The sequence below is a fragment of the Gordonia sp. i37 genome (assembly GCF_002043085.1).
Lineage (GTDB): Bacteria > Actinomycetota > Actinomycetes > Mycobacteriales > Mycobacteriaceae > Gordonia > Gordonia polyisoprenivorans.
Window position 1 is genome coordinate 1 of the sequence record NZ_MVPX01000008.1, and the last position, 12,559, is coordinate 12,559.

Here is a 12,559-nt window from a genome sequence, read left to right on the forward strand (position 1 = left end):
TTCGGCGTCGTCGCGTTCGACGACGCCGCGATGGTGGTGGTCCCGGCAGCACCGCTGACCGACAAGCAGCGCGCGATCGATGCCATCGGTGCGGTGTCCCCGGGCGGATGCACCGACCTGTCGTCGGGGTATCTGCGGGGTCTGCAGGAGTTGCGCCGCGCCACCGCGAGTGCAGGCGTCCGCGGCGGCACGGTGCTGGTGATCAGTGACGGCCACATCAACACCGGCATCCGCGACCACGACGAATTCACCGGCATCGCCGCCAAGGCCGCGGCCGACGGCATCACCACCTCCACCCTCGGTTACGGCCGCGGCTACGACGAGTCACTGCTGGAGGTGATCACCCGAGCAGGCAACGGCAACCACGGTTTCGCCGACAACCCGGATGCCGCCGGCGCGGCGATCGGCGCCGAAGTCGACGGACTGCTCGCGAAGTCCGCGCAGGCCGTCACACTGACGGTGCGCTACGTCGAGCAGGTCGGCGAGCTCGCGCTGTACAACGATCTTCCGGCCCATCAGATCGGCAACGGCGAGGTGATGATCGAACTCGGCGACCTCTACGCCGACGAACAGCGGAAGCTGTTGCTACGCATGAAGGTCGACGGTCTCGCCGCGCTTGGCCTCACCCAGCTCGCGACCTTGGAGCTGCGCTATGTGGAGACCGCCACCCTGACCGAACACACGGTGGCACTACCGATCTCGGTGAACGTGGTGCCCGGCGACGAACTCGGGGACCGTGTTCCCGATCCCGTCGTCCAGTCGGAGAAGCTGTACCAGGAGGGCCAGCAGGCCAAGCTCAAGGCCTCTCGCGCCTACGAGGCGGGCGATCTCGCCGCCGGCTCGGCCCACCTCGCGCGCTCGCGCTCGAGTTACGAGAGCGCGATGATGGCCGCCCCACCGGCCGCGGCCGCCGCCATGGCCGCCGAGATCGACTTCGTCGATCAGTTGGAAAACGACGCAACGGTTCTCGGCGCCGGCTACGCCTCCAAACGCTCCCGCGACTCCTTCCACGAGGGCAACCGCAAGCGCGGGCGGTAAACCGTCGACGTCACCCTCCTCCCGATAGCCGCGACACCTTCATTCGGTGGTCGAGGCGCGAAGGCGCGCTAGCGCCGGAACCTTCTTTCCGGTGGTCGAGGTGCGAAGGCGCGCTAACGCCGGAACCTTCTTTCCGGTGGTCGAGGTGCGAAGGCGCGCTAGCGCCTGAGCCTCGAGACCCCTTGCGCCGCTGCTGTTTCCCGCCCCAACCACCCCCTACCACCCCACTCACCCCGAACCGGAGGAGCCACCCATGCCCCACCCCGACCGCGCTTACGGCGCCCTGCTCGGGACCGCCGTCGGCGACGCCCTCGGCGTTCCCTACGAGTTCTCCCGACGCCTCACCGCCGACGAGACACCGGAGATGACCGGCGGCGGTCTGGGCGGTTATGAACCCGGCGAGTGGAGCGACGACACCACCATGGCCGTCGCGATCGCGCTGGCCGTCGCCGACGGCCACGACCTCACCTCCGCGACCGGACTCGACGCCGTGGCACGCGGTTTCCTGCGCTGGTACCGGGATTTCAACGGCAGCCCGCCGGATATCGGCAATCAGACCCGAGCGGTGCTCGCTGCCACCGACCGCCGACTCCGCATCGACCCCGACGCGCACGTCGGCGCGATCATGCGAGAGGAATCGCTGGCCTTCGCCGCCGATCACCCCCGCTCGGCGGGCAACGGCGCGTTGATGCGCACCGCGCCGGTGGTTCTCGCGCACCCCGACGACCGCGACACCCTCGCCCGGGCTGCCCGCGCGGTCGCGGGTCTCACCCACTCCGACGCCCTCGCCGGGGACTCGTGCGTCCTGTGGTGCGAGGCGATCCGCGTCTCCATCACCGAGGATCGCATCGACGTCGGCGCCGGCCTCGACCTCATCCCTGCGACACGTCGCGACCAGTGGTCGTCGTGGATCGATCAGGCCACCACCGGGACACCGGATAGATTCTCGCCCAACGGTTTCACTGTGACTGCGTTCCAGGCGGCCACCGCTGCGGTCGTGCAGACCACCACCGACGATCCGACGACCCACCTCACCGAGGCGTTGTACACGGCGATCCGGATCGGCGACGACACCGATACCGTCGCCGCCATCGCCGGCGGACTCCTCGGCGCCCGGTGGGGTGCGAGCGCCATTCCCGAGCACTACCGACGTGCGGTGCACGGATGGCCGTTCGTCGACTCCCGTCCCACCGACGCCGACGACCTGCAACGTCTGTCGACCGAACCCGTCACGAGGTAAACCTCAGCCGCGCAGCCTATCCCGGTCCCGACACCCGTCCGGGTGCCCAGTCCAGGAAAGCCTGCAGGGGTCGTGAGGCCGCGCGACCACGGGGCCACGCGATCACGACGGCGACCGGATCAGGTGTGGGGTCCAGTTCTAGGACGATGAGCTTGCGCCCTTCGTGGCTGGTGTCGGAGGCGGGCCGGTTCACCAGCACGCTGTAGCCGAGCCCTCGGCCGACGAGGGATCGAGCGAGCTCGTAGTTGCCGGTGACGTATTCGACGCGCGGGCTCACCCCGGCGGCGGCCATCAGCGCCGAGGTGTTCTGCCAGGCGGGCGCCACGTCGAACTGGATGAACGGGTCGTCGGCCAACTCGCGCAACGACACCCGCTCGGCGTCGGCGAGGCGGTGATCTGCCGGCAGCAGGACGTGGGCGCGAACCTGATAGAGCGCACGGGTGTGCGGTAGCCCGGTGATGTCCCGGTCGTAGAGAATCGCTGCGTCGACCCGGCCGTCATCGAGGGCGGCGAGCAACTCATCGCCCGACCCCTCGGTGAAGTCCACCTCGACTCGCGGGTGCGCTCGCCCGAAGCCGTCGAGGATCGCCGGCAGCAACGACGCCGACAACGTCGAGTAGATGCCCAGCATGAAGTGCCCGCGGACCTGACCGTCGGAGACCGGCGCGAGATCACGGGCGGCCGCCAGCAGCGACCGGGCCTGCGGCAGGAGTGCCCGGCCCGCGGTGGTCAAGGTGACCCCGTGTGCGCGCCGTCGTATCAGCAACGCCTCACCGAGGTGTTTCTCCAGCTCGGTGACCGCGGTGTTCACCGCTGACGGCGACGAATGCAACGCACCCGCGGCGTGCGCGATGGTGGCGTGGTCGGCCACGGCGACGAAACACTCCAGTTGACGCAGGGTGAAGTCCGGCATTCATCGATTCTCTCGTCTTTTCAGCACGAAATTCACCGCTTTACGCGTGTTTATTTGCCTGGTGAACTCAGAGGTGACCGCGAACACAGCCCTGACGGGCCCCCACGTTCGATCACACCCGTCACGCACCGAGGAGCCCCGATGACCACGACCTCACCCGCACACCCGGCGGTCACCGCCGACTGGGTCACCCTCGACGATCTGCACCGCGACCCTTTCCCGATCTATGCACGACTCCGCCGCGAGACCCCGGTTGTCTACGTGCCCGCGGCCGGACGGTTCTTCGTGACCCGCTACCACGACGTGCACACCGTCGACCACGATCCCGACACCTTCACCGCCGACGAGACGAACTCACTGATGAAGCGGGCGATGGGGCATTCGATGCTGCGCAAGGACAATCCCGCGCATGCCATCCAGCGCGCCTCCTACGGCGGAGTACTCAAACCCCGTGCGATCACACAGGTCTGGAGTGCTCGCTTCGCCGAGAACTTCGAGCGTTTCTTCGCCGAGTTCACCGCCAAGGGCCCGGGCGCCGACCTCGTCACCGATTTCGCCGCCCCCTATGCCGCCGAAAATCTGCGCGTTGTCCTGGGTTTCGAGAACGCCACCCACGAGGACATGCTGCGGTGGAGTCAGACCATGATCAACGGCACCGGCAACTACGCCGACGACCCGCAGGTGTGGGAGGCCGCGCGCCGCTCTTATGACGAGGTCGATCAGGCGCTCGACGAGATGCTCACCCGGGTGCGCACCACCCCCGATGACTCGCTGATCTCCCACATCGCGGCCTTCGGGGACGACGAGGTCACCCTCGCCGATACGCGTGCCAATCTCAAGATGTCGATCGGCGGCGGTATCAACGAACCCCGTGATGCGTTGGCCACCACGGTGTGGGCGCTGCTCGAACGGCCGGATCAGCTCACCTCCGTACGCGGAAAAGGCTGTTGGAAAGATGCTTTCGAGGAAAGTGTCCGGTGGGTGGCGCCGATCGGGATGTATCCCCGGCAGACCACGCGTGCAGTCGAACTCGGCGGCATGCTGTTGCCGGCGGGCGCGAAGCTCGGTGTGGTGGCGTTGAGCGCCAACCGTGACGAGGAAGTCTTCGAGCGCGCCGATGAGTACGACGTGTTCCGCCCCAAGGTGCCACACCTCGGCTTCGGGGGCGGTGCGCACTTCTGTGCGGGCGCATGGGTGGCCCGTTCCCAGATCGCCGATATCGCCCTCCCCGCCCTCTTCGATCGCCTGCCGGGACTGCACCTCGACCCCGAGCGCCCCGCCCGCATCGAGGGCTGGGTGTTCCGCGGCATGACCGCCCTACCCGTGCGCTGGTAGACGAAAACCATTCCGGTACAGCAGAGAAGAGGATCACCATGCCACAGATCACGTATCAGCACCCCGACGGCACCGTCGACCACGTGGAGGCCGACACCGGCATCTCCGTGATGCGCGCGGCCCTGGAGAACGGTGTCGCCGGCATCGTCGGCGAATGCGGCGGCCAGGCGATGTGTGCGACCTGCCACGTCTACGTCGACGACGCCGCGGCGTTGCCGCCGATCGGCGACGATGAGGAGGAGATGCTCGACTGCACCGCCGCCGACCGCACCGACGCCTCGCGGCTCGGCTGCCAACTCCGCAGCGGTGAGCACTTCTCCGCTCTGGCCGTCCGCGTCCCCGAAGCGCAGGTGTGACGATGGATTCGGTGGTGATCGTCGGCGCCGGGCATGCCGGCGTCGAGGCCGCGGACGCGTTGCGCCGCAACGGTTACAACGGCGCGGTGACCCTGGTGGACCAAGCCGGGCATCTCCCCTATCAGCGCCCACCACTGTCCAAGGATTACGTCACCTCGGCCGCAAGCCCGTCGCCACTGCCGTTGCGACCCTCGACGTTCTACGACGACAACGGTATCGACCTACGCCTCGGTGTCGGCGTCGACGGGATCGATCGTGGTCGGCACACGGTGAGGCTCGCCGACGGCGCCGCACTCCCCTTCGACCATCTCGTCCTCGCCACCGGCGCCCAGCCACGCCGATTGAGCTGCCCCGGAGCCGATCTCGATGGCGTTCACCATCTACACACCGTCGACGACGCCGCCCGCCTCCACGCCGCCCTCACCGAGGCGAGCAGGGTGGTCGTCGTCGGCGCCGGCTTCATCGGCCTGGAGTTCGCCTCGGCGGCCGTCGATCGCGGGGTTCCGGTGACCGTCCTCGACGTCGCCGACCGCCCCATGGCCCGCGTACTCAGCGCATCGAGCTCACAGCTGTTCGCCGACCTGCACGAAAGCCGCGGTGTGCAATTGTGTTTCGGTACTGGAGTGCAGCGCATCGACGGTTCCGACGGCCATGTGACAGCGGTCGTGGACGACTCGGGCACCCGCCTTCCCGCCGACCTCGTGGTCGTCGGCATCGGCGCCGTCCCCGACACCCGTCTCGCCCGCGATGCCGGGCTCACCGTCGACAACGGCGTCGTCGTCGACGAGTACCTGCGCACCGATGACCCACACATCTTCGCCGTCGGCGATGCGGCGTCGTTCCCCGGTCACCACACCGCCGGACGGGTGCGGCTCGAAGCCGTCCAGAACGCCACCGATCAGGCGCGCTGCGTCGCCGCGTCGATCTGCGGTGCGCCACTGCCCTATTCCGCGGTGCCATGGTTCTGGACGGTGCAATGCGGACGAAAGTTGCAGATCGCCGGCGTGCCCGCGACCGCCGAGGAGATGGTGCGACTCGGCGACCCGGTCGCGGACAAGGGCAGCATCCTCGGCTTCGTCGACAACTCCCTGGCGTGGGTCGAGAGCGTCGGCGCACCGGCCGATCACCTCGCCGCCCGCACGCTACTCTCCCACCGACCGGCCCCGCTCACACCGGATCGGGCCCGCGAACCAGGCTTCTCCCTCAAGGCTCACGCCAAGGCCGTGCGCGCTCAGCTCGACGTATCGGAGTCATTGGTTACGTTGTGACAGAACAGTTCTCCGCACCACTCACACCCAACGAGTTGTCCGATAACGCTGTTGGGAAAGCACTTCGCCGACTACGCTGGAGGAGTTGATCGAAGGAGTCTCAGTGACGAGCGCACCACCCGCCGGCCGCACCGCAGGCACCGCCCAGCCGCCGGTTGCATTCGCCACCGAGTCGGCGCTGGCGTGGCAGCGGGTGGTGTCGCGGTCGTTCGTGCCGTTGATGGTCGACGACCTCTCCGACGGTCATTTCGCGGGCACCATTCGGGGCCGCGTCATCGACGACGTCTTCTTCTCGCGGCTCGCCGTCACCCCGCACGAGGTCCATCGCACGCCGGCCCTCATCGAGGCGTCGGAACGGTTGTTCTACAAGATCACGCTGATGATCGACGGTGCCGGCGAGCTGGTGCAGGACGGGCGCACGGCGTTGATGTCGCCGGGCAGCATCAGCGTCTACGACACCGCGCGCCCCTATGACCTGCGGTTTGCCGGTGACATCGACGCCGTGGTCATCATGTTCCCCAGGGATCTGATCGACCCGAGCCCCGATCACGTCCGCGCGATCACCGCGATCTCGTTGGGCCGGGAGGAGTCACTGACGCGACTGGTGGCGCCGCTACTGACCGAGATCTCGACGGATTTCGCCTCGGTCGAGGGTCCGGCCGCGGCGCGGGTGGTGCGCACGACGATCGACCTGATCTCGGCGTTGCTGAGCACCGCGGCACTCGCACGGGCCGTCGAGAGCGGCTCGCCCGGGCACCTGCCCCTGATGCTGCGGATTCGCGAGTACATCGGCGAGAACCTGCGCAACAGTGACCTCAATCCAGACGCGATCGCGCGGGCGGTGTACATCTCGACCCGCCATCTGCACGAGGTGTTCCACGAGCAGGGCACGACGGTCTCGGCGTGGATTCGTGAGCAGCGTATCGAGGCCATTCGCCGCGACCTGGCCGATCCGATGCATGCCCATCGCGCGATCGCCGACGTCGCCGCTTCATGGGGCTACCCCGACGCCTCCCACTTCTCACGCACTTTCCGCAAGCAGGTCGGCATGTCGCCCAGCGCATTTCGCCGGGCCGCGCAGTGAGCGCGACCCGGCGACAGGCGTGGCGATCGGTCCGTGCGGCGCGATCAGTGCGGCGCAATCGGGTAGTCGATCACCACCGCACCGCCACTGGCATAGTTCGGCACATCGGCTTGTACCGCTTGACCTTCCGGTGACGACATCGCCGCTCCGAGCGCCGCGGCATCGGCGAAATCGCCTTCGAACACCGCGAAGTACGGGCTTTGCGGATCGGCGTTGATCGAGAGGCTGTGCCGCCAGTCGAGCAGCCCCGGCAGCGTCGCGGCGAGCGGGAGATGGGTGTTCTCGTAGTACTCGCGGAAGTGGTCGGGATCGTCCGGAGTCGGGTACAGCACAACGAGTTTGTGCATCAGGCGACCTTCCCGCTCGCCGTTGCCGCCCCCAGTGAGGCGTGCCGGGCGATCGCAGCGTCGACGCGCTCGGGGGTCGCCACCATGTCGCCGTTGCGGTGGGGGTGGCTGAAGTTCTCGGTGAATTCGTCACAGAGCGTGCGCATCTGGGACATCGCGCCCAATAGCTTCTGCAGATGCGGTGGCGTCGGGGTGGCGATCATGGTGTTGACCCAGGCGCTGAGTCCGTCGACGCGTTCGCGTCGGCGCAGGGCAACCTTCTTGGCGAACCGTTCGTCGACGATCTCGTCCTCGATGATCGCGTCGGCAACGACCTGCGCTTCGAAGGATGCCGAGTTCGCGCCCTGGCCGGTGACCGGGTCGACGGTCGAGTGCGCGTCGCCGAGCGCGAGAACGACCGTGCCGTCGTCGAGAAGCCGGTAGTCGTCGCGGATCACCGGCCGCACCGCGCCCTGCAGGATGTCGCCGGGCCGCATGAGCCTGAAGCGGGACTGATCGATGCGCTCGTAGACCGTCGGGTGATGCACCTTGAGTTTGGCGAGCAGCAGTTGCCGGTAGGCGTCGGGGTCGTCGGATTCCTTCTGCGTCATCAGGATCTCGAGATCGCCGCCGGGCACGTTCTCGCAGAGCAGCGCGCTGGCCCAGCCGTCGAAGGTGGTGATCGGCAGGTCGAGGAGTTCGCCGTGGCCGGGCGAGATGCTCATGGTCACCGCGCGCGGGTCGGTCTGCTCGACGCCGTCCCAGAATCCGACCGCGAGGTGACGCTGCGGCTTCGCGTACGGCGAGACGTCGGGTCGTTCGCCGAAGTACTCGCCGAACGACCGCTTGCCGGCGGCCACCACGACCAGATCATGCTCCCGGCCCAGCGCCGCGAAGTCCGACGGCTCGATGTTGCGGATCTCGATGGTGCCGCCGCGATTCTCGTATTCGGCCATCAATCTGGGCAGATAGATGCGGTAGTCGAGGACTCGGGAGGGGCGCAGGAAGTCGCCGCGGAAGACCGGCGGGCCGTCGGGCACGTTGAGGTGGTGGTAGTGGACCTGGTAGCCGTACTCCTCGGCGGGCCAGAAGTTGACGCCCATCGCCGCCTCGCGGGCGATGGTCGGCGCGTGGTGCGAAACGCTGTTCTGCGGTCGGCCCGCAGCCACCTGGTCGGCGGTCTGGTTGGTGTAGATACGCGTGGTCACCCCGGCCTGTTGCAGGAGCAGGGCGAGGTGTAATCCGGCGGTACCTGCGCCGATGATTCCGATGTCGGGCGTGTCTGGCATGTGACTCTCCTTGGTGACGCGTGCGCCGTGGGGCGCTCGACGACGATGTCGGTGGAGCCATGGTGCGCCGCCGGCGGGCGCTGTGACACCCACCTCAGGGCGTCTCGCTCTGTGACACACAACTCCCGCGCGCATCGTCAAGTCGGCTTCGGCGATGCCCCCAGCGCTCTGGACCCGGGGTGCACGAGACTGTGCATTCCGCGCGCGACGCGCTCAACAGCACGTTTGCCCATTGCCGCGGTGTCCGAGGCGGCCCTAACGTCTGCGGTCATCGCCCACCGGACCTTGTAGGAGACTCGCGATGACCCTCACCGACGCACCGCCCACCCCTCATCTGCGCGGCGGATTCGGCCGCTTCGCCACCGGCGTCGCCGTGGTGACCTTTGACGGCACCGACGCCGACGGAACCACCAAACGCCATGGGCTGACCGTCAATTCGTTCACCTCGGTGTCCATGGATCCGCCGTTGGTGTTGATCTCCATCCAGCGCAACGTCCGCGCACACGCCCTGTTGACCGGAAACCCGTTCACTGTCAACGTCCTCGGCGCCGAACAACGCGACCTCGCCATGCACTTCGCCGGTCGGCCCAACCAGGAACCCCGCTGGATCGAGGGCGACCACGCGCCCCGCCTGGCCGACACCGCCTCCTGGTTCACCTGCACCCCGTGGGCCGAATACGACGGCGGCGACCACACCCTGTTCGTCGGCCGCGTCGAGGACTTCGGCTACCGCACCGGCGACTGCCTGGGCTTCCTCGACGGCGGGTTCGTCACCGTCCGGCCGTGATGCCCTTGGGCGGCCGAGGTTCTCCCCTCCGGACGTCCTCCGGCACCCCGCTCCTCCTCCCCTCCCCCCGATGGTCGAGGTGCGAGGCGCCCCAGGCGCCGAGCCTCGAGACCCCGCACGACGACAACGCACTTCACTCCCGCAGGATCGACGTCATCTTCTTCCCGCGCGCCACCTCGTCGACGAGCTTGTCCATGTACCGGATCTTCTGCATCAGCGGGTCCTCGATCTCTTCGACGCGGTACCCGCAGATCTTGCCGGTGATCAACGACGCATTCGGATTCATCTGCGGCGCGTCGGCGAAGAAGGCCTCCAGATCCACCTCGGCGTCGACGGCTTTCTGCAGCCCGTCGGCGTCGTAACCGGTGAGCCAGCAGATGACCTGATCGACTTCGGCCTGCGTGTGCCCTTTCCGCTCGACCTTCTGCACGTAGAGGGGATAGATGCTGGCGAACGGCATCCGGAGGAGTCTGTCGGCAGGCATGCTGTGGTCCTTCGCGGGTGGGCGGTTTGTCTGATCCGAACCTACTCTTCCACGTCCACTCCGTGACGAACCGCGAAGCCACCGAGGTCATCGTCATAGCCTTGTCCGAGCATCCTCAACCGCCACTGGGTCTTTCGTCGGTAGATCTCTGCGATGATCATCGACCGTTCAGTAGTCGCAGCGTCCAGCACGGCGGAGACAACGGTGGCGTTCGGGGTATCGACACTGACCGACAGAGCACCCAGCTCTCCGAATGTCATCTCTTCGATCGCGGCGCCGATGGTGATGCGCGCGACCTCGGCGGGCACGGACTGCAGGTCGACATGGACACCTTGTTCACAGTCACCGTCGATGGACAGAGTCAATGCGCCATCGGGACTCGCCGGTTGATTGAAGAACACGAACTCATCATCGGACAACACTTTCTCGTCGTCACCGAGTTCAAAGGCGACGACGTCGACCTCAGGCGACTTGGCTCGCGCAGCCGTCCATGCCACGTTCACGGTGAACGTCATGAGACCGGCGGGGAGGTCGATCACCGCGCCAGGAGGCATCATTGCGGGCGTCCACTCCTGTTGTGATGAGTCGGCGTCGTCGTGCTTCTCAGCCGGATCGCTGCCGATCCCTAGCGCAGCGTCTATGTGGTGCATCTCGAGGATCGTCAACGATCGGTCACGAACTCTGGGCATCCGTGGATCCCCAGCCCCACCGTCGAGGAGCAGTACGTCGGTCACCCCCGCGGTCAGATTGATTGCCGGTGCCGCACCCAATTGAACGATCCGCGAACGCATCACGGTCGCCTCGACATGACTACCGCCCATCACCAGCACCCGGCGGCCGGCCCATGGGCCCCGGACAGGAGTCGCTGGCGCCGGCTCGACCGACGGAGCATCGATGATCGTCACGACCTCGATCGACTCCGGTGCCGATTTGAGCACTCCAGCAACGATATCCGAGCAAAGACGCAACACCGTGCTCTCGTCGACCACAGTGATACCCAGCTCAGCCGCACGCTGGAGCTTTCGCGAGTCCGGCGCATCCTGGTTGGCCACGACCAGGCCGGTCCTGCCACTGATACTGTTCATCACGTCGAGCCCGGCGTCCGACAGGCGCCGACCCAACTCCGTACGCGGCAATCGAGTTGGACCAGTGATCACGACCTTGGTGCCCTGAATCAAACCGACCGTCGACCTATAGCGTCCCGGATCACGCCAGGGGCAGGGCACGCGCGTCACTTTGTCGGGATAGGCACGAGACGCGCCCGCACAGCCAACGATCGGAAGACCGAGCCCCAAGGAATTCGCAAGGTCAACGCAGTGGCGAAAGACCTCCGCCAGTGTCTTGACGTCGTCGCGCGCATCGTGGGCGCTTGCCTGTGGGATACCCCAGTACGCCGCGAGCGTCCCCAACTTCACGTTGGGTACGTTCAACTGCAATCGCCGCGCAAGCGTGACAGTGCACAAGCGATGACTGATCGGCAACGTCGTACCGAATCGGCGTGCCTCTTCGACGAGGAATCCGTGGTCAAAAGAGGCATTGTGCGCGACGAGCGTTCGCCCGGCGAGCATGCGATCCAGATGCGGCAGAGTTGCGTCGAACGTTGGTGCGCCACGTAAGCGCTTGCGAGTCAGGTGATGAATGTGCACCGGACCGGGATCACAGTCCGCGTCAAGGAGAGTCGCGTACTCTTCCTGCACTCTCCCGGACGAGTCCAACGTCATCGCCGCCAGGCTGAGCACCCGGTCGCGCCGTGCACTCGTCCCGGAGGTTTCGACATCGACCAGGACCCACTCACCCATCTCGCCTCCGCTTTGCCATGCCCAACTTCGCGGGCTGTCTACTTGCTGATTCTCTCGCAGCGGGCCGACACGGCAGCGGAGATCACGTGTCGTCTGTTCAGGGGGATTCTCGAGATATCCCTGACAACAGCCGCATGGCAACGGGCATCAGCGGACTCTACGAGCAACTCTCACGTACTGCTCCGCACGATCAGCTCCGGTTCCAGCAGCACCGACTCCGGCTCCTCACCGGCAAGCACCTGCATCAGCAAACCCACGGCACGCCTGCCCATCTCGTGCATCGGGGAGCGGATCGTCGTCAGCGGCAGTGCCCCGGCCGCAGCCAGTGGGGTGTCGTTGTAGCCCACGAGCGCGACGTCGTCGGGGACGCGTAACCCCGCGTCACGCAGCGCGCCGAGCGCACCCAGTGCGGCAAAGTCGTTGGTGGCGAACAGCGCATCCGGCACCTCACCTCGCTCGAGGATCTGTTCGACCGCTCGCCGGCCACCGGCGGGGTCGAATCCCGAGAAGATGACGGCCGACTCGGGAACCTCGATGCCGTTGTCGGACAGCGCTTCCACCGCACCACGCGTGCGGTCTCTGGCCGTCGAGGTGAACTCCAGGCCCGCCACGACGCAGACCTTCTTGCGGCCGGGGGGGG

Annotated in this window: 13 protein-coding genes; 7 read left to right on the top strand and 6 right to left on the bottom strand. The window is 67.1% G+C overall.

Going from position 1 to position 12,559, the window contains the following annotated elements; genetic code table 11:
- Together B1964_RS00235 and B1964_RS00240 are read left to right on the top strand one after the other, a co-directional pair.
- Positions 1-1,038, top strand: a 1,038-nt coding sequence (locus B1964_RS00235; RefSeq protein WP_079928356.1) for a VWA domain-containing protein, incomplete at its 5' end; no start/stop codon positions are given.
- Positions 1,039-1,291: 253 nt separating this feature from the next.
- Entirely contained in the window at positions 1,292-2,278 is a 987-nt protein-coding gene (locus B1964_RS00240) for an ADP-ribosylglycohydrolase family protein (protein ID WP_079928357.1), read from the top strand.
- A gap of 16 nt (positions 2,279-2,294) precedes the next feature.
- Here the strand turns inward: B1964_RS00240 and B1964_RS00245 are convergent, their stop codons facing one another.
- Positions 2,295-3,191 (bottom strand): LysR substrate-binding domain-containing protein, encoded by an 897-nt coding sequence (locus tag B1964_RS00245; RefSeq protein WP_079928358.1) that lies wholly within the window; start codon positions 3,189-3,191, stop codon positions 2,295-2,297.
- 141 nt (positions 3,192-3,332) lie between these two features.
- Here B1964_RS00245 and B1964_RS00250 point away from each other — a divergent pair, with 141 nt between their 5' ends.
- The 4 genes from B1964_RS00250 (at position 3,333) to B1964_RS00265 (ending at position 7,234) form a co-directional block, all read left to right on the top strand.
- On the top strand, positions 3,333-4,526 hold the full coding sequence (locus B1964_RS00250) for a cytochrome P450 (RefSeq protein WP_079928359.1): 1,194 nt from the start codon (positions 3,333-3,335) through the stop codon (positions 4,524-4,526).
- Positions 4,527-4,564: 38 nt separating this feature from the next.
- Positions 4,565-4,882, top strand: a complete 318-nt coding sequence (locus B1964_RS00255) for a 2Fe-2S iron-sulfur cluster-binding protein (RefSeq protein WP_079928360.1) — start codon at positions 4,565-4,567, stop codon at positions 4,880-4,882.
- A 2-nt stretch (positions 4,883-4,884) separates the two neighbouring features.
- Positions 4,885-6,150, top strand: coding sequence for an FAD-dependent oxidoreductase (locus B1964_RS00260; protein WP_172398703.1), 1,266 nt, complete (start codon positions 4,885-4,887; stop codon positions 6,148-6,150).
- A gap of 103 nt (positions 6,151-6,253) precedes the next feature.
- Complete coding sequence (locus B1964_RS00265; RefSeq protein ID WP_006369024.1) at positions 6,254-7,234, top strand: helix-turn-helix domain-containing protein; 981 nt, start codon at positions 6,254-6,256, stop codon at positions 7,232-7,234.
- A gap of 44 nt (positions 7,235-7,278) precedes the next feature.
- Here the strand turns inward: B1964_RS00265 and B1964_RS00270 are convergent, their stop codons facing one another.
- Positions 7,279-7,581, bottom strand: a complete 303-nt coding sequence (locus B1964_RS00270; protein ID WP_079928362.1) for an EthD family reductase — start codon at positions 7,579-7,581, stop codon at positions 7,279-7,281.
- Entirely contained in the window at positions 7,581-8,849 is a 1,269-nt protein-coding gene (locus B1964_RS00275) for a styrene monooxygenase/indole monooxygenase family protein (RefSeq protein WP_079928363.1), read from the bottom strand. Before B1964_RS00275 ends, B1964_RS00270 begins: the two co-directional genes overlap by 1 nt.
- 301 nt (positions 8,850-9,150) lie before the next feature.
- Between B1964_RS00275 and B1964_RS00280 the strand changes: the two genes are divergently transcribed.
- On the top strand, positions 9,151-9,636 hold the full coding sequence (locus B1964_RS00280) for a flavin reductase family protein (protein WP_006369020.1): 486 nt from the start codon (positions 9,151-9,153) through the stop codon (positions 9,634-9,636).
- Positions 9,637-9,769: 133 nt separating this feature from the next.
- On the opposite strand, the gene B1964_RS00285 is transcribed toward B1964_RS00280, so the two are convergent.
- The 3 genes from B1964_RS00285 to B1964_RS00295 all read right to left on the bottom strand — a co-directional run.
- On the bottom strand, positions 9,770-10,120 hold the full coding sequence (locus B1964_RS00285; RefSeq protein ID WP_014358330.1) for a DUF2200 domain-containing protein: 351 nt from the start codon (positions 10,118-10,120) through the stop codon (positions 9,770-9,772).
- A 41-nt stretch (positions 10,121-10,161) separates the two neighbouring features.
- Positions 10,162-11,919, bottom strand: a complete 1,758-nt coding sequence (locus tag B1964_RS00290) for a TerD family protein (RefSeq protein WP_014358329.1) — start codon at positions 11,917-11,919, stop codon at positions 10,162-10,164.
- A 170-nt stretch (positions 11,920-12,089) separates the two neighbouring features.
- The coding region (locus B1964_RS00295) for a substrate-binding domain-containing protein (RefSeq protein ID WP_139765568.1) at positions 12,090-12,559 on the bottom strand (470 nt) is incomplete at its 5' end.

Excerpts from the sequence above, each read along its gene's own strand:
- B1964_RS00280 (WP_006369020.1), top strand. The coding sequence starts at position 9,151 with ATGACCCTCACCGACGCACCGCCCACCCCTCATCTGCGCGGCGGATTC.
- B1964_RS00275 (WP_079928363.1), bottom strand. The coding sequence starts at position 8,849 with ATGCCAGACACGCCCGACATCGGAATCATCGGCGCAGGTACCGCCGGA.
- B1964_RS00270 (WP_079928362.1), bottom strand. The coding sequence starts at position 7,581 with ATGCACAAACTCGTTGTGCTGTACCCGACTCCGGACGATCCCGACCAC.
- B1964_RS00285 (WP_014358330.1), bottom strand. The coding sequence starts at position 10,120 with ATGCCTGCCGACAGACTCCTCCGGATGCCGTTCGCCAGCATCTATCCC.
- B1964_RS00290 (WP_014358329.1), bottom strand. The coding sequence starts at position 11,919 with ATGGGTGAGTGGGTCCTGGTCGATGTCGAAACCTCCGGGACGAGTGCA.
- B1964_RS00240 (WP_079928357.1), top strand. The coding sequence starts at position 1,292 with ATGCCCCACCCCGACCGCGCTTACGGCGCCCTGCTCGGGACCGCCGTC.
- B1964_RS00260 (WP_172398703.1), top strand. The coding sequence starts at position 4,885 with ATGGATTCGGTGGTGATCGTCGGCGCCGGGCATGCCGGCGTCGAGGCC.
- B1964_RS00255 (WP_079928360.1), top strand. The coding sequence starts at position 4,565 with ATGCCACAGATCACGTATCAGCACCCCGACGGCACCGTCGACCACGTG.
- B1964_RS00245 (WP_079928358.1), bottom strand. The coding sequence starts at position 3,191 with ATGCCGGACTTCACCCTGCGTCAACTGGAGTGTTTCGTCGCCGTGGCC.
- B1964_RS00250 (WP_079928359.1), top strand. The coding sequence starts at position 3,333 with ATGACCACGACCTCACCCGCACACCCGGCGGTCACCGCCGACTGGGTC.